The organism is Brasilonema octagenarum UFV-OR1 (assembly GCF_963888615.1).
GTDB lineage: Bacteria > Cyanobacteriota > Cyanobacteriia > Cyanobacteriales > Nostocaceae > Brasilonema > Brasilonema sennae.
Genome location: NZ_CAWPKW010000022.1, coordinates 1 through 18,581, shown reverse-complemented (window position 1 = coordinate 18,581; position 18,581 = coordinate 1). Strand labels below are relative to the sequence as shown.

At 44.3% G+C, this 18,581-nt stretch carries 18 protein-coding genes and 2 pseudogenes; 13 read left to right on the top strand and 7 right to left on the bottom strand.

The annotated features are described in order from the left end of the window. Positions 1 to 18 precede the first annotated feature (18 nt). Positions 19 to 213, bottom strand: coding sequence for a DUF433 domain-containing protein (locus AC5590_RS01090; RefSeq protein WP_169267954.1), 195 nt, complete (start codon positions 211 to 213; stop codon positions 19 to 21). A 129-nt stretch (positions 214 to 342) separates the two neighbouring features. On the opposite strand from AC5590_RS01090, the gene AC5590_RS01085 reads away from it, so the two are divergent. Together AC5590_RS01085 and AC5590_RS01080 are read left to right on the top strand one after the other, a co-directional pair. Beyond that, positions 343 to 567 (top strand): DUF433 domain-containing protein, encoded by a 225-nt coding sequence (locus AC5590_RS01085; protein WP_169267953.1) that lies wholly within the window; start codon positions 343 to 345, stop codon positions 565 to 567. A 62-nt stretch (positions 568 to 629) separates the two neighbouring features. Continuing rightward, positions 630 to 932 (top strand): DUF5615 family PIN-like protein, encoded by a 303-nt coding sequence (locus AC5590_RS01080; RefSeq protein ID WP_348982754.1) that lies wholly within the window; start codon positions 630 to 632, stop codon positions 930 to 932. A 21-nt stretch (positions 933 to 953) separates the two neighbouring features. Here the strand turns inward: AC5590_RS01080 and AC5590_RS01075 are convergent, their stop codons facing one another. Further along, the gene (locus tag AC5590_RS01075) at positions 954 to 1,205 is read right to left on the bottom strand and encodes a hypothetical protein (protein WP_169267952.1); all 252 of its coding nucleotides are present in this window, start codon (positions 1,203 to 1,205) and stop codon (positions 954 to 956) included. 158 nt (positions 1,206 to 1,363) lie between these two features. Here AC5590_RS01075 and AC5590_RS01070 point away from each other — a divergent pair, with 158 nt between their 5' ends. The 4 genes from AC5590_RS01070 (at position 1,364) to AC5590_RS01055 (ending at position 5,139) form a co-directional block, all read left to right on the top strand. Next, entirely contained in the window at positions 1,364 to 3,730 is a 2,367-nt protein-coding gene (locus tag AC5590_RS01070) for an NACHT domain-containing protein (protein ID WP_211178693.1), read from the top strand. Positions 3,731 to 4,179: 449 nt separating this feature from the next. Next, complete coding sequence (locus AC5590_RS01065) at positions 4,180 to 4,383, top strand: hypothetical protein (protein ID WP_169267951.1); 204 nt, start codon at positions 4,180 to 4,182, stop codon at positions 4,381 to 4,383. Beyond that, complete coding sequence (locus AC5590_RS01060) at positions 4,361 to 4,693, top strand: type II toxin-antitoxin system PemK/MazF family toxin (protein ID WP_169267950.1); 333 nt, start codon at positions 4,361 to 4,363, stop codon at positions 4,691 to 4,693. Before AC5590_RS01065 ends, AC5590_RS01060 begins: the two co-directional genes overlap by 23 nt. Before the next feature lie 89 nt (positions 4,694 to 4,782). Continuing rightward, positions 4,783 to 5,139 carry a DOPA 4,5-dioxygenase family protein gene (locus AC5590_RS01055; RefSeq protein ID WP_169267949.1) on the top strand — a complete coding sequence of 119 codons (357 nt, stop codon included), beginning with the start codon at positions 4,783 to 4,785 and terminating at the stop codon, positions 5,137 to 5,139. Between the two features lie 59 nt (positions 5,140 to 5,198). Here AC5590_RS01055 and AC5590_RS01050 read toward each other — a convergent pair whose 3' ends face one another. Then, complete coding sequence (locus AC5590_RS01050) at positions 5,199 to 6,770, bottom strand: NAD(P)H-quinone oxidoreductase subunit 4 (RefSeq protein WP_169267948.1); 1,572 nt, start codon at positions 6,768 to 6,770, stop codon at positions 5,199 to 5,201. 133 nt (positions 6,771 to 6,903) lie between these two features. Here AC5590_RS01050 and AC5590_RS01045 point away from each other — a divergent pair, with 133 nt between their 5' ends. Next, the gene (locus tag AC5590_RS01045; protein ID WP_169267947.1) at positions 6,904 to 7,050 is read left to right on the top strand and encodes a hypothetical protein; all 147 of its coding nucleotides are present in this window, start codon (positions 6,904 to 6,906) and stop codon (positions 7,048 to 7,050) included. 251 nt (positions 7,051 to 7,301) lie between these two features. On the opposite strand, the gene AC5590_RS01040 is transcribed toward AC5590_RS01045, so the two are convergent. The 3 genes from AC5590_RS01040 to AC5590_RS01030 all read right to left on the bottom strand — a co-directional run bounded on the left by AC5590_RS01040 (position 7,302) and on the right by AC5590_RS01030 (position 11,438). After that, positions 7,302 to 9,407, bottom strand: a complete 2,106-nt coding sequence (locus AC5590_RS01040; protein ID WP_169267946.1) for an NAD(P)H-quinone oxidoreductase subunit 5 — start codon at positions 9,405 to 9,407, stop codon at positions 7,302 to 7,304. Positions 9,408 to 9,719: 312 nt separating this feature from the next. Then, positions 9,720 to 10,106, bottom strand: coding sequence for a thioredoxin family protein (locus AC5590_RS01035; protein ID WP_169267945.1), 387 nt, complete (start codon positions 10,104 to 10,106; stop codon positions 9,720 to 9,722). A 612-nt stretch (positions 10,107 to 10,718) separates the two neighbouring features. After that, positions 10,719 to 11,438: an NnrU family protein gene (locus tag AC5590_RS01030; protein ID WP_370460841.1), complete on the bottom strand. Its 720-nt coding sequence runs from the start codon at positions 11,436 to 11,438 to the stop codon at positions 10,719 to 10,721. A gap of 455 nt (positions 11,439 to 11,893) precedes the next feature. On the opposite strand from AC5590_RS01030, the gene AC5590_RS01025 reads away from it, so the two are divergent. From AC5590_RS01025 to AC5590_RS01000, 6 genes and pseudogenes are all read left to right on the top strand, one after another. Further along, positions 11,894 to 12,487 carry a hypothetical protein gene (locus AC5590_RS01025; RefSeq protein WP_169267943.1) on the top strand — a complete coding sequence of 198 codons (594 nt, stop codon included), beginning with the start codon at positions 11,894 to 11,896 and terminating at the stop codon, positions 12,485 to 12,487. Positions 12,488 to 12,755: 268 nt separating this feature from the next. Beyond that, the gene (locus tag AC5590_RS01020) at positions 12,756 to 13,769 is read left to right on the top strand and encodes a LysR family transcriptional regulator (RefSeq protein WP_169267942.1); all 1,014 of its coding nucleotides are present in this window, start codon (positions 12,756 to 12,758) and stop codon (positions 13,767 to 13,769) included. A 714-nt stretch (positions 13,770 to 14,483) separates the two neighbouring features. After that, positions 14,484 to 15,917 (top strand): serine/threonine-protein kinase, encoded by a 1,434-nt coding sequence (locus AC5590_RS01015; protein WP_169267941.1) that lies wholly within the window; start codon positions 14,484 to 14,486, stop codon positions 15,915 to 15,917. A gap of 26 nt (positions 15,918 to 15,943) precedes the next feature. Beyond that, entirely contained in the window at positions 15,944 to 17,017 is a 1,074-nt protein-coding gene (locus AC5590_RS01010) for a PstS family phosphate ABC transporter substrate-binding protein (RefSeq protein WP_169267940.1), read from the top strand. A 283-nt stretch (positions 17,018 to 17,300) separates the two neighbouring features. Further along, positions 17,301 to 17,630 (top strand): hypothetical protein, encoded by a 330-nt coding sequence (locus AC5590_RS01005; protein WP_169267939.1) that lies wholly within the window; start codon positions 17,301 to 17,303, stop codon positions 17,628 to 17,630. A 17-nt stretch (positions 17,631 to 17,647) separates the two neighbouring features. Beyond that, a pseudogene (locus AC5590_RS01000) lies at positions 17,648 to 17,920 on the top strand (hypothetical protein); the annotation flags it as partial. Here the strand turns inward: AC5590_RS01000 and AC5590_RS00995 are convergent. After that, positions 17,869 to 18,581 (bottom strand): annotated as a pseudogene (locus tag AC5590_RS00995) (pentapeptide repeat-containing protein); the annotation flags it as partial. The pseudogenes AC5590_RS01000 and AC5590_RS00995 overlap by 52 nt on opposite strands.

The window sequence follows — 18,581 nt, the reverse complement described above, 5'->3', positions numbered from 1 at the left end:
GCTATTCCAAAAATGACATCATCCAGCAGCAAACTCTAAACAAGCAATAATATCTTCCTCTGTCAACTCAGGGAAATCATCTAAAATTTCCGCGTGAGACATTCTGGCTGCTAACCAACCCAGAACATCATATACAGTGATACGCATTCGTCTGATACAAGGCTTACCACCGCGTTTACCCGGCTCAATTGTAATAATGTTGCGATAGCTCATAACAAAGCTAAGTTTACAAAGCTAAGTTTGGTATTCTTACACTAAGTTTAGTCTAGCCTTGTCGCAAAAACAGTTGTTTGTAGGGCGATAGAGAAAATATATTAACAAGTAATAAGGGAGTGAAACCGTATGTCGGACTTACTTGGAAGAATTACAGTTAACCCCAAACAGTGTGGTGGTCGTCCTTGTATCCGGGGCATGAGAATTCGGGTATCAGATGTGCTAGACTTGTTTGCGGCTGGACTGAGTGCGGAACAGATTTTGGAAGAAATGCCCGATCTTGAGGCGGATGATCTTAAAGCAGCACTTATGTACGCTTCACGCAAGCTCAATCATCCGGTTTTAGTTGCATGACGACGATCTGGGTAGATGCACATCTTTCACCTGCGATAAGCCGAAGGCTTTAAGCTCCGCTTATCGCTACTTGGATCACCATCACATTCAGCATAACGGCATTAGCTTTGCGTGATCTTGGACTCAGAGATGCCGAAGATGCTGAGATTTTCCAGGCAGCGAAAGCTCAAGGAGTTATCTTGATGACCAAAGACAGCGACTTTGTTGACTTGGTTGATCGTCTTGGATCACCTCCACAAATAATCTGGTTAACGTGTGGCAATACTTCAAATGCCCGATTGAGAGAGATTCTGAGTGTAACATTGCCAGAAGCACTAAAGCTTTTGCGATCAGGCGAAGCGTTAGTCGAAATCACTGGGAATTAGTGGCGCAGGCTAACAAATCGGTTAACTTGAAGTATTCTCTTGTTCTTCTTCTTCTTCTGCTTCTAAAAGGTCAGTTGCTTTGCTACCTAGCAATCCAAAGATAGCACCAACGCCTGTTTGCCAAGTTGCAGTGCTCTTTTCAAGAACTCGCACCTGATACTCGGATAATTTAGGTTGAGAAGCTAGCCATAAGGATGTACCACCAGAAAGAATAGTTAAGGACAGAACAGTGGAGAAGACTAACTGGAAAGCTGAAACTTTAGAAGTTTTCATTGTTAATTTTTTTTGTTTTGGTTTACAGTTTCCATCTTCTGGTAAATTCCTCTAAAGTTCAGTCTGAGCAAGGCTTTCATTCACTATGAGTTTGGAATGAGTTCAATATGACTTTTGTGTGCAAACGCTAAAATGATGACAAATCTTATGGTTGAGGTATGGTGGGGCGATCGCTCAAAGCATCCCAAGCAGGTATCATAAAAGCAAATTCCGCGCTGAACACAAAGTTTCAGGGAAGTCGGGAAAGGTTAGCAGCCGATGTAAGCACAACGAATAACAGTAAAAATAAAGGCATCACTCTCCAGCCAATTCATAAGTTTTTTACTGGTAAGACAGTTGATAAACCATACTTCATTGGTATTTGTAAAGCGCTAGAACTGGAATGGCAAGAAATCATCGCAGAGTCAGCCCCAAAAAACCAATCCCAGCCTGAGACAAAGAACCAGGAAAAGAGTTCTGAGAAAATTTATGATATTAATGAATTGATGCAGCAGGTGAGACAGCACTGCTGCGATAAAATCCAACACCTCTACAGCAAAATTCGCTTGTTGAATCTCCAGCAGATTGATGTAGACAAGCTTTACGTGGATGTCTACGTGTTGGAGAAGCTTTCTAGTGTGTGTTTTGCCACTATTCCTGAACTGCTGAAAGACTCAAACTTACGAGATGACTTTAACCGCTTTGGATTGGGACAGCGTGGAAAGCGATCGCCTGGATTTGAAATTGCAAACAAATATCCCAGATTGATGGTGTTGGGTAAACCAGGATCAGGCAAAAGCACATTTTTACGACACTTGGCTGTTGACTGTTGCAAGGGGCAGTTTCAGCCTGATCTCATCCCGATTTTGATTGAACTGAGATCCATCAAAACCGCCAGTCAGTTCAACCTGCTGAAATACGTTCATGAAGAATTTGATTTATCTGATGAGGAGCAAACCAAACAAATCTTGAAGCAGGGTAAAGTCTTAATTTTACTGGATGGTTTGGATGAAGTGCCTAGTCAGTCGCGACGAGATGTCCAAAACCATATTTCTGAGTTTTCCCACGACTATTACAAAAATCGCTTTATCCTGACTTGCCGGACGCAAACAACAGAATATACTTTAGAAGATTACTTCAAGTTAGTTGAGGTTGCTGATTTCAATAAAGAGCAAGTCGAAAACTTTGCTCAAAACTGGTTTGCGACATCAGTTCAGACATCTGAGGAGGGGGAAAAGCTAAAAGAAGATTTCATAGAAAAGCTACGCCAAAATAAGCAAATAGCTGACCTAGCCGTCACCCCCATCCTGCTGAGTTTGACTTGCTGGGTTTTCAGTGAGTTGAAAGATTTACCCTCTAGGCGTTCTCAATTGTATACAAGAGGACTCAATTTGTTATTGCAGCAGTGGGATGAACAAAGGGGAATCAACCGGGAATTTGGCAGTGAACGTTACCGAAAGTTGTTACCTCAAGAAAAGCAAAAACTTCTGAGTTATGTGGCTCATCGTAAGTTTAAGCAAGAACAAGATGTGTTGTTTGAAGAAAATGAACTTCAAAGATACATTGCTGAGTATCTCAAGGATATTTCAACTGAGGACAGTAAACAGGTGCTAAAAGCGATAGAGGCGCAGCATGGATTATTCATTGAACGAGCGCAGGGCATTTACTCTTTCTCGCATCTGACATTTCAGGAATATTTAACTGCCCAATACATTATTGATTATCAGCAAGTTGAGAACTTGGTTACAGAACACCTCACAGATGAACGCTGGCGAGAAGTATTTTTGCTGGTGGCAGATTTGAAGGGTGAGAATGCAGGTGATATGTTGTTGTTAATGCAAAAGGAAGCGCAAAAGTACATTAACACACCTAAATTGCAAGAACTATTACGCTGGGCAGATGAAGTCACAGCTGGGTCGGCCGGAGATGTTAATCCAGTGGGCAAACGTGCGTTGGCGCTTGCCATCGCCCACACGAACACTTACGCCAACACCTACGGCTACGACTACGAGAACACCTACGACTACGACTACGCCAACACCTACGTGAACACCTACGCCGATGCCATCGCCAACGCCGACTTGCACGCCTACGCCGACGCCATTGCCACCGCTGGCTTCAACGTCTACGCTAACCTCGACGCCCTCGACTTAAGCATCGTCGGCCCCTACGAGATTGCCGACGCTATCGCCAACGGCTACGCCGATGCCATAAATCTCACTCGTGAGCTTGAAAAATTAAAAATTTTTAATAATTTTAACTCTACTGAGCTAATTAAGCAACTCGAAGCACAAGAATCTCACATTTTTGATGAGAAACAGCCACAGAAAGAACGTCAAAAATTTGCTGAATCTCTCCAAGAATCTTTGCTCAACGCCTTCAATCTTACACAGGAAAAAGTTGATTTATCTCGGGACGAAATCAGTAGACTGGAAAATTATCTTTATGCTAATTCCCTAATTATCGAGTGTAAACAAGCAGCTGTGGAGGTGCCGTCCAAAATCTGGGAAGCCATTGAGGAGCGGATGTTGTTGATAGATAAGTAGGTCAACCTAAAAAAACTTAAAATATAAATCCTGCGATTGCTACCCTGCGGGAAGCCCCCTCCGGGGTCTACGCTTCACTTCGTTCCACTGCCCGGAGGGCACGCTGCGCTAACGCAATGACATTTTATATTTAATTATGTTGAGCCACTTAGCTAAATATTGATTGTGCTGTTAGAGAATAAGAAAATGAGACAACCACGCTATGAAAAAAGGCAGGTACAAAACCCACTCTTAAAGCCATTTTGATTTCAACTAAACACCACAGCCCGCCGGAACATCTTCATCAATACCATTTAGTACAATCGAGCTAGGCATGAGTTAATCCGGTGTTCTATGACTGCATCGACAGAAATTCGTCAAAGGGCGATCGCTTCGCTGTTGCGCGGAGCGCAGATCGCACATCCAGCATCAACGCCTAAAATCAAAGCATGACCAGTTATAAGATGAATATGTTAAAAACACTTTGGGCTACCGTTCGGCAAGGAAAAATTGAACTGCTGGAATCAGCGGAACTACCTGAAGGAACAAGAGTGCTGGTAACACTTCTTCCTGATGATGAAGCTGAGTTTTGGCTTCAAGCTAGCCAAACATCACTTGATGCAGTTTGGGATAACGCCGAGGATGATGTTTATGCCCAGCTACTCCAAAAATGATATCATCTTGGTTCGGTATCCCTTCTCGGATTTGTCTAGTTCAAAGGTAAGACCTGCAGTTGTGGTTAATGCACCGCATGTTTCTCAAGATATTATCATCACGCCACTAACAAGTAAAACAGGATCGTTACTTGAGGGTGAGTTTGTACTTTCTGACTGGGCTGCAGCAGGGCTTAACGTGGTTACAGCAGTCAAGCGAGGTTTGTACACAGTACATGAGAGCTTAATTGTGACAACGATTGGTAAGTTGGCGAATTCCGATGTCGAGCAGTTAGAGCAATCCTTACGATCCTGGTTAGGGTTGTTGTGACGCAGCGCTTGAACAGCTTAGATTAGCATAGCCATTAAAATGGAGGTAATCAGTCAAATCAGTCACGGTGAAAATTGGAGTTTAGAGCGATGCAACAAGATACTATCGAAATCAGTGGTTTTCACGCTCATGTCTACTTTGATACTACCAGCCGTGATGTAGCTGAACGTGTACGCGAAGGATTAGGCGAAAGATTTGAGGTGCGGCTTGGGCGCTGGCATGATAAACTCATTGGTCCACATCCAAAGGCGATGTATCAAGTTGCATTCTTACCGAATCAGTTTGAGAAAGTTGTTCCCTGGTTAATGCTCAATCGTGAGGGATTGGATATTTTAATCCACCCCGAGACGGGCGATGATGTGAAAGACCATACGGAACATGCTCTGTGGCTAGGAGAGAAACTGGAGCTTAATATTGGGTTTCTTCAACAGATTGGAAAAACCTAATAAAAAAAGAGCAGGTACAAAACCCGCCCCTTAAGCAATATTGATTTTAAATCAACAACCTAATTGCCAATCTCCGGCGCACTAAACGATAGCGCTGGCGCTTCTTGATCCGCCAAAGCGGGTACAGAATGGCGTAACCGCGCCGTCAGCTGCACAGTTGTCGCATCATACATCTGAGTCAGCATCTTGGGATACAAACCAATACCAATAATTGGTATTAACAAGCAGGCGATGATGAAGATTTCGCGGGGTTCGGCATCTATGAGTTTCTGGTGAGAAACTAATTCTTTGTTTTCTTCACCGTAGAAAATCTCCCGCAGCATTGACAGTAAATAAATCGGAGTTAGAATCACCCCAACTGCCATCAAGAACACCACAATAACTTTGAAGGTGGGGTTATAGGCATCGCTGGTGGCAAAGCCAACGAATACCATCAACTCAGCAACGAAACCGCTCATTCCTGGCAAGGCTAAGGATGCCATAGAACATGTTGTCCACATGGCAAACATTTTGCTCATTTTCTTACCAACACCGCCCATTTCATCCAACATGAGGGTGTGAGTACGGTCATATGTTGCCCCTACCAGGAAGAACAAACTCGCCCCAATCAAACCGTGGGAAACCATTTGCAACATTGCCCCATTCAATCCTAAGTCGGTGAAGGAAGCAATACCGATCGCCACAAAGCCCATGTGAGAAATTGAGGAGTAGGCAATTTTCCGTTTCAAGTTGCGCTTGGCAAATGATGTCAGGGCAGCGTAGATAATATTAACTATCCCCAAAATCACTAACACCGGGGCAAAATAAGCGTGGGCATCGGGAAGCATTTGGGCATTCATGCGAATAAGCGCGTAACCGCCCATTTTCAGCAGAACACCTGCTAGCAACATATGCACAGGCGCTGTCGCTTCTCCGTGGGCATCTGGTAGCCAAGTGTGCAACGGAAAGATCGGGAGTTTGACAGCGTAGGCAATCAAGAACCCAGCATACAGCCAAAGTTGGAGGTTGAGGCTGAAACCTTGATTTGCAAGCGTTTGCATATCAAAAGTGATGGGAGTGCTAGAAAACGCCATTGTTAATCCAGCTAGCAAAATAAACAGCGAACCGCCAGCAGTGTACAAAATAAACTTGGTCGCTGCGTATTGCCGCTTTTTGCCTCCCCAAATTGAAAGCAGAATGTATATCGGCACCAGTTCGAGTTCCCACACCAGGAAAAACAACAGCATATCCTGGACGGCGAAAACGGCAATCTGACCGCCATACATCGCTAATATCAAAAAGTAAAACAGCTTGGGCTTGAGTGTCACCGGCCAAGCTGCCAGCATCGCCAGCGTGGTAATGAATCCAGTCAAAATAATCAGGGGCATAGACAAGCCATCTGCCCCTACCGACCAATTCAAACCGATCTGTGGAAGCCAGCTGTAACTCTCAAAGAGTTGCAAATCTGGATTGGAGAAATCATACCCAGTATAAAAAGCAGTCACAATCAGTGCGAAATCTAACAGCCCTATGACCAGGCTATACCAGCGCACTGTTTTGCCATCTTTATCTGGAATGAAGGGAATCAGCAGTGACGCCGCTATCGGAAACAGAATAATCGTCGTCAGCCAAGGAAAATTTGCTGTATTCATCGCAAGTTGTTAGGCAGCAATAATAATGTTCGGCTATCAACTACTAGCTATTTACTAGCAGTTTTTGCAGGCGTTGGTCTTCATTGTTAGGTTTATTTAATAAAAATAAAGAAAGATGAAGAGAGCAAAACGAATGACCCTGTCTTCATCCTCTGTATGCATTTATCAGTTAGAGCCACAGAGTGAGTTGACTTTATTCACTGTACAGGGTTTGAAACAGTCGCTCAAAAATCTAGATTTATCTGGAGTTCAACGCGAAAATGACGGTAGAATTACTTAAGATAAAATCGCTGTAAAAGCGAATAGTAAGTTTTTATCTTGTTTATCCCCAATATGGTTTTAAGCCACATTAATTAGGGAACACTTTAAAAGTAATTCCTGATGTCACAAGACCAGGGAATAGAGGAGCCAGTGCTGTGGGGGAGGTTAGCCCCCCTTAGCGACTGGCGTAAATTCCCGTTTATCCCTGAGTGTAATCAGCTAACTTGCAAAGGATATTTCTAGATTTGTCTAGATTTTATTGAGCAGTTATCAAGTTACACCAAAAACAATCACTAAACCCAACACAGCGCCAAAGATAATTAAGGCATAGAATTGAGCACGACCGTTTTCTAGGTATTTCAGACCTTCACCAGTGATCAAAGTGAAGAAACCGGTGAGATTTACAGCACCATCAACAACGCGGAAGTCAACTTCCATCACTTGTCTGGCTAAACGCCGCAAACCGACAACAAAAACACGATGGTAAATGTCATCAAAATACCATTTGTTGAGGGAGAACTCATAAAGCGGCTGGATTTTTGCTGCGATCGCCACTGGGTTAATTTTACCCAACAGATACGTCAACGAAGCTAAGGTAATGCCAATCAAGGAAATCCCAACTGAAGCACCTGCCATAATGTAAAATTCTGACGGGTTGAATTCAGCCGCTTTTTCTACGACTTCGGCTAAAGTTTCGCTGGGTGGGAAAATAAACTCCTCAAAGTAGTTGGCAAAAGGAGTCCCAAGCAAACCAATCAGTATAGAAGGAACTGCCAAAATCGCTAATGGCAGAGTCATTGTCCAAGGCGACTCATGAGGATACTGACTGTGACCATGACCGTGACCGTGACTGTGGTCATCATGGTGATGTTCCTCAGTTGCTTCCAATTCTCCCTTGGTCATGGCACCAGGACCAAAAGCAGGGGCTGCATCAAAACCTGTAACAATTCCCATTCCTGCTGGAGATTTGAGTTTTTGCCACAAATTAGTTTGATTGCCCCGGAATTTACCTTCAAAGGTAACGAAATACATCCGGAACATGTAGAAAGCGGTAATTCCAGCGGTTAACCAACCAATTGCCCAGAGAAGTGGGTTCGCTGCAAATACCTTCCCTAAGATTTCATCTTTTGACCAGAAACCAGCAAAGGGCGGGATACCAGAAATTGCGACACAACCAATGAAGAAGGTAATTGCCGTAACTGGCATATATTTCCGCAGTCCACCCATCAACCGCATATCCTGCGCCAAGTTGGGATCGTGACCGACGACTCCTTCCATACCGTGAATCACAGAACCAGAACCCAGGAAGAGCATCGCCTTAAAGTAGGCGTGGGTCATTAAGTGGAAAAGTCCAGCGCTGTATGCGCCTACTCCCATTGCCATCACCATGTAACCGAGTTGGGAAATGGTGGAGTAAGCTAAGCCCTTTTTGATGTCGTTTTGAGTGATGGCAATTGTCGCACCCAAAAATGCTGTCAATGCCCCAGTGAAGGCAATCACGTTCATTGCTGCTGGAACGTGTTCAAAAACTGGGTACATCCGAGCAATTAAGAAAACACCCGCCGCCACCATTGTTGCTGCGTGGATGAGGGCGGAGATGGGGGTGGGACCTTCCATTGCATCTGGTAACCAGACGTGCAGGGGGAATTGAGCGGATTTTGCAACCGGACCCAGGAATACGAGAATCGCCAACACGATGGCGAGTAAATTGCTCAAGGAACCGGTTTGGACAAGTTGTGCTAGGCGATCGCCCATCACATGAAAATCAAAGCTTCCTGTTGCCCAGAAAAGCCCCAGAATGCCCAACAGCAATCCAAAGTCACCCACGCGGTTAGTTACAAATGCCTTTTGACAAGCATCTGCTGCTGCCTTGCGATCGTACCAGAAGCCGACCAGCAAGTACGAGCACATCCCGACCAGCTCCCAGAAGATATAAACCTGTACTAAGTTGGGGCTAACCACCAGACCCAACATTGAGGAGCCGAACAAGCTGAGATAGGCGTAAAACCGGACATAGCCTGGGTCATGAGCCATGTACCCATCCGTATAAACCATGACTAGAACGGCTACGGTTGTTACAACCACTAGCATCAGGGCTGTTAGGTGGTCAACAGTGTAGCCCATGTTCAGGTGGAAATTGCCTGCTGCTGCCCATTCCAAGGTACGGGTGTAAGGAGCGTGTCCTTGAATTTGACTCCACAGCAAAGCAAACGACAGCGCCATCGCGAGTCCCATTAAGGAGATAATAAATGCCGCGTTGAGCTGTCGCAGGCTGTTCGTCACCTGATTCAACGAGATTAACCCTAGACCGACCAGCATTGCCCCAAGAAGAGGTAATACCGGAATCAGCCAGGCATACTGATAGATAACTTCCATCACTGACGCCTACTTTTAGAATTCTTGACTAATTTGTCGGAACTGTTAATAATTGTGACACACACACTTTAGGATAAAATACCCCACACAATAGTTATTGGGTGGGGTAATTAAGTTTGGTTTTAGATTTGGTCATCAGTCAATCAAGAGGACAAGCGGACAAAGGGATAATGAGTAATTAGCCTGCGCTTATGCGCAGAGCGCACGAACCCGATAACGTTCTTGCAGCCAGCCGTGCGCTTTGCGCTTGCACCACTCGTCACTAGAGGTGAATATTCTTGGTACATAGCGCTGGTTCACTATAATCCCTCTTTACGCAGAACGACAACCTAAATCCGCTGTTGTTGGTCGATGGTAAGCTTTAGGGCGGTTGGTGTAACAGACTTTCATATCTTCCAAAGCTAAGAGTAAATCTTCTCGTCCACGAAAACTTTCCAAACGCTGGCAGACTATACCATTTTCGATCAACACTAAAGTTGGCAGTGATTTAAGTTTATATTTTGTGGCGAGTTTAAAATTGTCATCAGCGTTCACCCCTACTAGTTTAATTTGGTCACCGCATTGAGCTTTAAATTGCAATAATAATGGGTGGATAATTCGACATAACCCACACCAAGGTGCTTCAAAATTTACTAAAACAGGAATTGAAGATTCTAAAACTTCTTGAGAAAATGTCCGCTCACTAACCGACAACACCATGACGCCTCTGGAATTTATATGGTTTTGATATCAAAACTAACTGTCAGCTTTGGGAGTCCATTGTCAGGATTTTGTAAATATTATCCATTGCAGAACTGACAAAGAAGCCGGCAAAACATTCAAGATGGTAACTCTCTCAAACTTTTTGGTTTTATAGTCGTTATTGTCAGGGTATCTTTACACCAATCTGCTGTTGACCTGACCTGTGCGACAACTTTCCTCCAGACACCTATAATAACCGTGGGTAGTTTTCTTTGGCTTGGTGCAAAAAGAAATAGTACCATTATGGCCTGTGGCAATGCTGCTGGAACTAGACGCTCTCGCACAAGTATTGAGGATTTTCTCAAGTATTGGTCGCTGTTGGCTATCTTGTTTTATTCACTAAATTTTATCAACTAAGGCTGATTATAGAAAAGAAAATAGCGAATTATCAAGTTTTTCCCTACTTTGGCAATTGACCAGCAATTACCAAATTTAAAATATCAAAACGACTAAGTGCACCCCCACTGACAGCTACTTCAATTAATCCTACATTGATTTGGTGGCAGTGGATGAGATCAAATTAATATTTAATCTCATCAACTTCTGTTGATAAATCCGATTATGTTAAAATCATAATTCAATTTTACTTGTAGCTTCGAGCAATAGAGGGTGTGACCACCAAAGTAATAGCACAAAAATAGCAACCCCCAAATAAGACGGACGTAAAAATTCCTGCCATAAGATAGATTGACGGCCCTCAAGTATAGCAGCAAAGGGCATGATCGAAGTACGCTGTTTTACTTGAGCATAAGCTTCTCCATAGCGATCGCTTAAACGGCGATCCCCATGCCATACTCCGAATAAATGGTGTAACACTAAACCAATTGAAGTGACAAGTGTAAAACTTGTACCCAACCACAAGGTATGAGCAACACACCAGATAATTTGTCCCACCATCTGTGGATGGCGAGTAATGCGAATAATTCCTGTTTCAAAAAGATGTACCTGAGGCTTTTGGATAGCAGCAATTTCTAGGAGATTGAAAGTAGCAGGATACAAAAACAAAAACGAAATAGCTGAGAGTACCCATACGAATGGCTGGACTCCAGGTAAATTTTGGACGTACCAAAGTTGCAAGCCATCGTAGCGGTGGTTAAAAAAATAAATAATTAATATGACAGCCAACGGCAGGCTACTAAATGCAAAAATAATGCGATAGAGTCTACATCCAATATGCTTTTCTGCCCACGGGCGCAGGGCTGCGCCTCCACTATGGACAATTGCAAAACCAAATAGTAGTCCTAGCATGACAAAATGACTAAGGGTCAACCAAGACGTCGGCGGCATCATACACACAAATGAAGTAACTTAAAGAAAGCCTAATTTAGTACAACAAATACCACAAACTATGTAAAAAACCGTATTGCAGGATATCCTGTCCCCATACAGTACGTGCATTGGATGAACTCACGTTGAGTGCCAACACGCGCACCATAAAATAGAATCACCTGATCAAAAAGCGACCATCTGAACTTAAGCCACTTATCATTGACAAGCTGAAGTTAATTAGGACTTGAGAACAGGAAAATTTCTTAGGGGAAGTATATCTGACTGAACAAACTTGTTTGAACGACACAGCATCGATGGTATTTGAGAATGGTAAAGTATCCTCAGATATTAGCTTATAAAAGTATCTAGCTGTGATCACATCAGAAAAAGAGGTACAGCACAAAGCAGTCAGTCGCAATGACCATACTCAGACAACAGCAAAACACAAAAAAACTCCCTCAATAAAATGTAGATTAATGGCACTTTATGGAACAGCTAAACAATTTACTTCTCATATTAATAACCATATTACGAAAGAAGTTGTCATTGGCAAGAACTTTATTAAACTGAAAAAATGGACTTGGGACTTGCGTATCTTTCCCAATTTAACCAGTAAAAAAATATATAATGGCATGGTGCAGAGGATAGAAAACAGGGCACAACCCTGTCATCTGTCCCCTGTTTTTTATGACCATCCGCTGGAAAAACCAAAAGTCTCCCAGTCCAAATGGTCGTATGCTGAATTAGATGGCTTCATCCACTATAAAGTAGTCATGAATAATTCTTCAGCTATAAGAGTGGATGCAGACTGTAGCAGTCAATCTTATCCTTGTGCGGGACATACAAACAAAGACAGTTGTCCCGAACCTTGGATTAACGGTTTACTGTGGTGGAAGTCGTGGATCGCAGCTATGTGCAGATTTGGTTGGAGGGCAAAATGTGGCAATGAAAACGTTGTTACTCCGGCAAGACGCAAGTCAAACGGAAATTATTGTAACAACCTACCCCCTGAAAATCTCTCTATTCCGGGGCAACAAAATCATAGTCTCTCCTTGCAGGGGGAAGCGTAGAGGGGTGCATTGGATTTTGAAACGAAAACAAAAAAGCGTTCAAGCTTTTGAAACCCAGAGTGGAGTTTAGATAGAATTCTCCAGAAAATCTACTACTTATTAGCGTTAGTTGTAGAAAAGAGAACTTTAGTCAAGATGGTATGCTACTGTCTTTTTCGAGTAAAGTCTCCAAATTTAAGATGCAATAAATCGTGCCCTGCTGTGAAGTTTTTTTACGCTGGTTTGTACAAGACTGCCGCTCATGCTCAAAGTTTGTGGGTTTAGCCTTATGTCTGACCTTCCTTTCACTTTAGATCAGTTACGTATTCTCAAAGCGATCGCCGCAGAAGGAAGCTTCAAGCGTGCCGCTGATAGCCTTTATGTATCCCAGCCTGCTGTTAGCTTGCAAGTGCAAAACCTAGAACGGCAGCTGGATGTTCCATTATTTGACCGTGGAGGACGTCGTGCACAACTAACCGAAGCTGGACATTTACTTCTGAGTTACGGTGAGAAAATCCTCAGCCTGTGTCAGGAAACTTGCCGCGCTATTGAGGATTTGCAAAATCTCCAAGGCGGTACTTTGATTATTGGTGCTTCTCAAACCACCGGCACCTATCTTTTACCCCGGATGATTGGGATGTTCCGACAAAAATATCCAGATGTGGCAGTGCAATTGCACGTGCACTCCACCCGCAGAACCACTTGGAGTGTAGCTAACGGACAGGTGGATTTGGCAATCATCGGTGGCGAAATTCCTGGTGAACTCGCGGAATCTTTGGATATTATTCCATATGCCGAAGATGAACTGTCACTTATTATACCTGTAGTCCATCCCTTTGCCAAACTTGAAACGATTCAAAGAGAAGACCTATATAAATTAGAGTTCATCGCTCTCGATTCTCAATCTACTATCCGCAAGGTCATTGACCAAGTACTATCACGCTGTGACATTGACACGCGGCGTTTTAAAATCGAAATGGAACTAAACTCCATAGAAGCTATAAAAAATGCCGTGCAATCCGGTTTGGGGGCTGCCTTTGTCTCGACTTCGGCAATAGCTAAAGAGTTACAAATGGGGGTGCTACACAGTGCTCCCATTGAAGGTGTGATAGTCAAGCGGATGCTAAACCTGGTTTTTAATCCTAATCGTTACAGATCTAAGGCAGCAGAAGCGTTTAGTCGGGAAATTCTACCCCAGTTTACTGCACCAGGATGGAATCTAGAAATGTTAAAAACATCACGCAAACCCGTAATGGTTAGTACAGTGGATGTAGGAGCGCATAATTTTGACGACGATGATTAAGATGTAGTCATTAGTCATTGGTCATTAGTCATTAGGAGGCACTGCATTGGGGAGGACAGTGCCGGGGTGAGGCAGCGCTCTTGGTAGGGGAGCCAGTGCGTTGCGGAGCCAGTACTGCAGGAGGGTTTCCCTCCGTAGGTATCTGGCGTTGGGGTTCCCCCCGTTGTAGCACCTGGCGTTTTCCCGACAGTCAGGCACCTGTCCGTTGAGGCAGTGGGTCCTTGCGGGTTTTCCGACAGTCCCGCAACTGCCGTCCCTTGTCCCTTGCGCGTGTCCCTTTGGGACGAGCGCGTCTTTGAACGCGAGTGCGGGCAAGGCAGGGCTATAGAGATACCCGAAAGGTGAGTAAGCGCGCTGCAGTCCTTGTCTCCCGACTGGCGCTCTTCCGTTAGACGTGCTACAGGCATACCCGTATCTCCTCCACCAGACGCTCTTGCAACGGCGCACGCGTGCCGCAAGCATAGGGCAATTCCTACAGAGGGAACTGGCATCCCCAGCGAACCAAGGGGAAAAACTTCCCCTTGAGGACTCATCCCCAGAGGAAACCCCTCGCTCCCCCATTGTTCGCGTGCCTCCTGTACAAGAGCAATGCTTACGCTGTAGCTGTGGTGGGCAGCTGCAGCAGGAGGCGCACAAGTGATGTTTATTAGTTAAGCGCTCTTGACTATTGAGTATTGAGTGTTGAGTATGGAATTTGAGTATTGAGTGTTGAGTATGGAAATTTATTGTACTCGTCCACGCTGCCCCCGCCCACAAAATTATTTTTCAGATTTAGATGATCATGGGACCATCAGAACAGTGCAGCAGAAATACTGTACTGCTTGCGGAATGCCGCTGATGTTAGACGGACGCTATTTGCCGATAAAGCTTTTAGGACGAGGCGGATTTGGAGCAGCGTTTTTGGCACGCGATCGCCGTACCCCAGGAATGCGCCAATGTGTAGTGAAGCAGTTTCAACCTGCGGGAGATTTAAGTCCAACTCAATTACAACTAGCACAAGATCTATTTGAACGAGAGGCAGTCGTCTTAGAGCAAATTGGACGCCAACATGAGCAAATTCCAGACTTATACGCTTTCTTTCCAGTTATCATTCCCAGCTTACAAGCAGGAGAGCAAGACCAGTTCTTTTATTTAGTACAAGAATATATTGACGGACAAAACTTAGAGGAAGAATTAGCCCAAAAAGGCAAGTATTCAGAACAAGAAGTTTTAGAAATTCTGCAAGAAATTCTCAAAATACTCAAGTTTGTTCATCAAAAAAATATTATCCACAGAGACATCAAACCTTCCAACATCATGCGCGATCGCTATGGCAAACTTTTCTTGCTAGATTTTGGCGCAGTTAAACTGGTTACAAACGCTCCCATTGGTGCATCTGCTCCTTCCACTAATATATATTCTATGGGATTTGCTCCCCCCGAACAAATGTCCGGAGGTCAAGTATTTCCATCTACAGATTTGTACGCTTTGGCTGTGACAATCCTGATGTTATTAACGGGCGAAACAGAGATAACTCAACTGTTCGATGCGTATAGTAACCAGTGGAAATGGCGGGGTCATGTGAGTGTCAGCCCACACCTTGCTGATATTTTAGATAAGATGCTTTTAAGCGCGGCTAATCAACGCTATCAGTCGGCGCAGGAGGTTCTAGATGCCCTCAATGTATCTCAAAACCATATACCTTCTACATACATAAATCCCCGTCAGCCTTCTGTCACCCCACAACCACAATCACAGCAAACACAGACTCAACCCCCAGTACAAAAGCAATCTGTTTCTGCGACTGGGCCTGTTAAACAACAATTTTCTTTAATTAAATTATTAGCTAGAGCAGCGTTTAGTGGGTTTGAAGGAGCATTGATAACAATTGGTCTTTCAACAATACTACCATCGCCAGTCATCACTTTGGCTGCTGCTTGTGTCATTTTATCAGGGTTAATTTATGCCCAATGGAAGCGATGGATTGGAGGATCTGATTTATTAATTTTTCCTGCAATCACTTTAGGGATTGTCTTATTCTTGTTACGGGTACGGGGCGGTTTTACCATTGAGGAAGTTATTATTTTGTCTGTTGCGGCGGCATTAATGGCGATCGCAGCCACAGCACTATTTCGTCTTATTTACAAATTGTTATCTCTGCTGCTATAAACACCATTCGGTGCTAATACCCATTTATGTCTGATAAAAACGAAACGCTTAGCCTTTTCCTAGCCATCGTTATAACGCTTGGCTTAACCTTTGCTGGCTTATGGTTTCTTATAGAACGCTGGGCTAAAATAAGTAATACAAACCAAGTTAATTCTACTCCTGTTGTCAATCCTTCGGTAAATAATAATCCAGCTAATAGCTCTGCTATTCTAAATTCTACGACAACAAGTTGTAGTATACCAAATCTACCAACGGGGACATTCAACTACGGTGGTAGTACAACATGGGCACCTATCCGTAGAGACTTAGACCCAGTGCTTCAAAGCATCTGCCCTCAGTTTACTTTACGTTACGTTCAACCTCCTGTTGAAAAACCAGGTTCTGGCACTGGTATTCGGATGTTGATAGATAATCAACTCGCTTTTTCTCAATCTTCTCGCTCAATTCAGGGTGAAGAAAACCAAAAAGCACTACAGAAAGGATTTAGTCTTAAAGAAATTCCAGTGGCAATTGATGGTATTGCGATCGCCGTCAACCCAAGCCTTAACATTCCTGGTTTAACTGTCTCCCAGATCAAAGACATTTACACTGGCAAGATAACTAACTGGCAAGAAGTGGGTGGTTCAGATCTACCAATTATACCATACACTCGCAGCAAAGAAGCTGGCGGTACAGTAGAGTTTTTTATCGAAAATATTTTAAACAAAGAGAACCTTGGTAATAACGTAAGTTATGTTAGTACGACTACTGAAGCTCTGAGAAAACTGGCTTCGAGTCCTGGTGGAATTTACTATGCTTCTGCACAAGAGGTTGTGCCCCAATGCACAGTTAAGTCCCTACCAGTGGGGCGTATTTCGGGGCAATTTGTCCCTCCCTACCAAGAACCCTTCATACCTCTGTCTGAATGTCCCGGCAAGCAGAATCAGTTGAATGCTCTGGCATTTCGTACTGGGGACTACCCAATTACCCGTAATTTGTTTGTGATTTTAAAACAAAATGGTCAAACAGAGCAGCAAGCTGGGGATGCTTATGCAAACTGGCTGCTGACACCTCAAGGTCAAGAACTGATTCAAAAGGCTGGATTTGTCAGAATTAAGTGATATGGAAGAATTCAGGAGTCGTGACGTCAGTCGTCAGAAGTAAAAACAGTCCGCAGCGTATGCGCAAAGCGCACGCCCAGAGCGGCTCAAGCGCAGGGGGCAAGGGGCATACGAAATTAAATTATGTGTATTTACTTACACAATTGATTAAGAAAAAATTCTCTGTGCTTTACGACTGAAGGCTGAGAATTTCTTTTTTGGTGCAGCCTAATACAATTCTTTCCTGCAGCTGAAGCACTGAGGGGAAATCTAATAATTATTAGCAACCTTACAATATAAAACTATGACATCAGATCAAATAAGTTTATTGCTTCAACTTCAACTTCGCCAGACGCTTGCTTTGGAAAAAATGTCCGATGCTCTAGAGCGTATCAAAGAGGGGAAATTGGCTATTCCTAATAAAAATGTTGGTCCAGTTTCCAAAGCTTACGCACCGCCATACGAAATTCAGATCGGAGCAAGAATTAAAGTTATCAACGAAAAACTCTTTGGTGAAACTAAAGAAGGAATTGTGACTGATGTGCGGCGCGGAGGAACCTCCTGGCTTGTCCAAGTGAATGTTGAGGGAGTGACAAGAGTGGTTCGACCTTGGGATGTTGAGGTATTGCCTTAATTGGCATAGTTGAGTCAGTGCGATACGTTAAGCGTATCGCGCTTGGGGGTGGTGGTATTAACAGATTTTTAAGTTATTTTGGTTTTGGAACTGGAGAGGGATCGCTAAAGATAGTCTTTCGCTGCTCATCGCCAAAAATTGCCCCTCGCTGCTTTAGGTCGCGCTTGGTATCCTCTGTAAGACCTTTACTCCGTCCAAATAAGGCATTCATAACGATAGCACCGCTCAGGTCGGCACCGCTCAGGTCGGCATCGCTCAGGTCGGCATCGCTCAGGTTGGCACCGCTCAGGTTGGCATCGCTCAGATCCGCAAGGTTCAGATCCGCAAGGTTCAGGTTGGCACCGATCAGGTTGGCATCGCTCAGATCGGCACGGCTCAGGTTGGCACGGCTCAGGTTGGCATCGCTCAGGTTGGCACGGCTCAGGTTGGCACGGCTCAGGTTGGCACGGCTTAGGTCGGCATTACTTAAATCAAGATTTACAGCTGCGTGATTAACAATTTCCCAAATTAAACGCCACTTGCGATCAATCCGCGTTTCCTTGTTAATAATTGCACCCTTTAGGTAAGCAAGGCTGAGGTTGGCACCGCTGAGGTTGGCACCGCTGAGGTTGGCACCGCTGAGGTTGGCATTGCTCAGGTAGGCAGCGATCAGGTTGGCACCGCTGAGGTTGGCACTGCTCAGGTTGGCAGCGATCAGGTTGGCACCGCTCAGGTTGGCACCGCTCAGGTTGGCACCGCTGAGGTTGGCACCGCTCAGGTTGGCACCGCTGAGGTTGGCACCGCTCAGGTTGGCATCGCTCAGGTTGGCACCGCTCAGGTTGGCATTACTTAAATCTCGACCTATAGCTCCGTGATTAACAATCTTCCAAATTAAACGCCACTTGCCATCAATCCGTGTTTCCTTGTTAATAATTGCACCCTTTAGGTAAGCAAGGCTGAGGTTGGCACCGC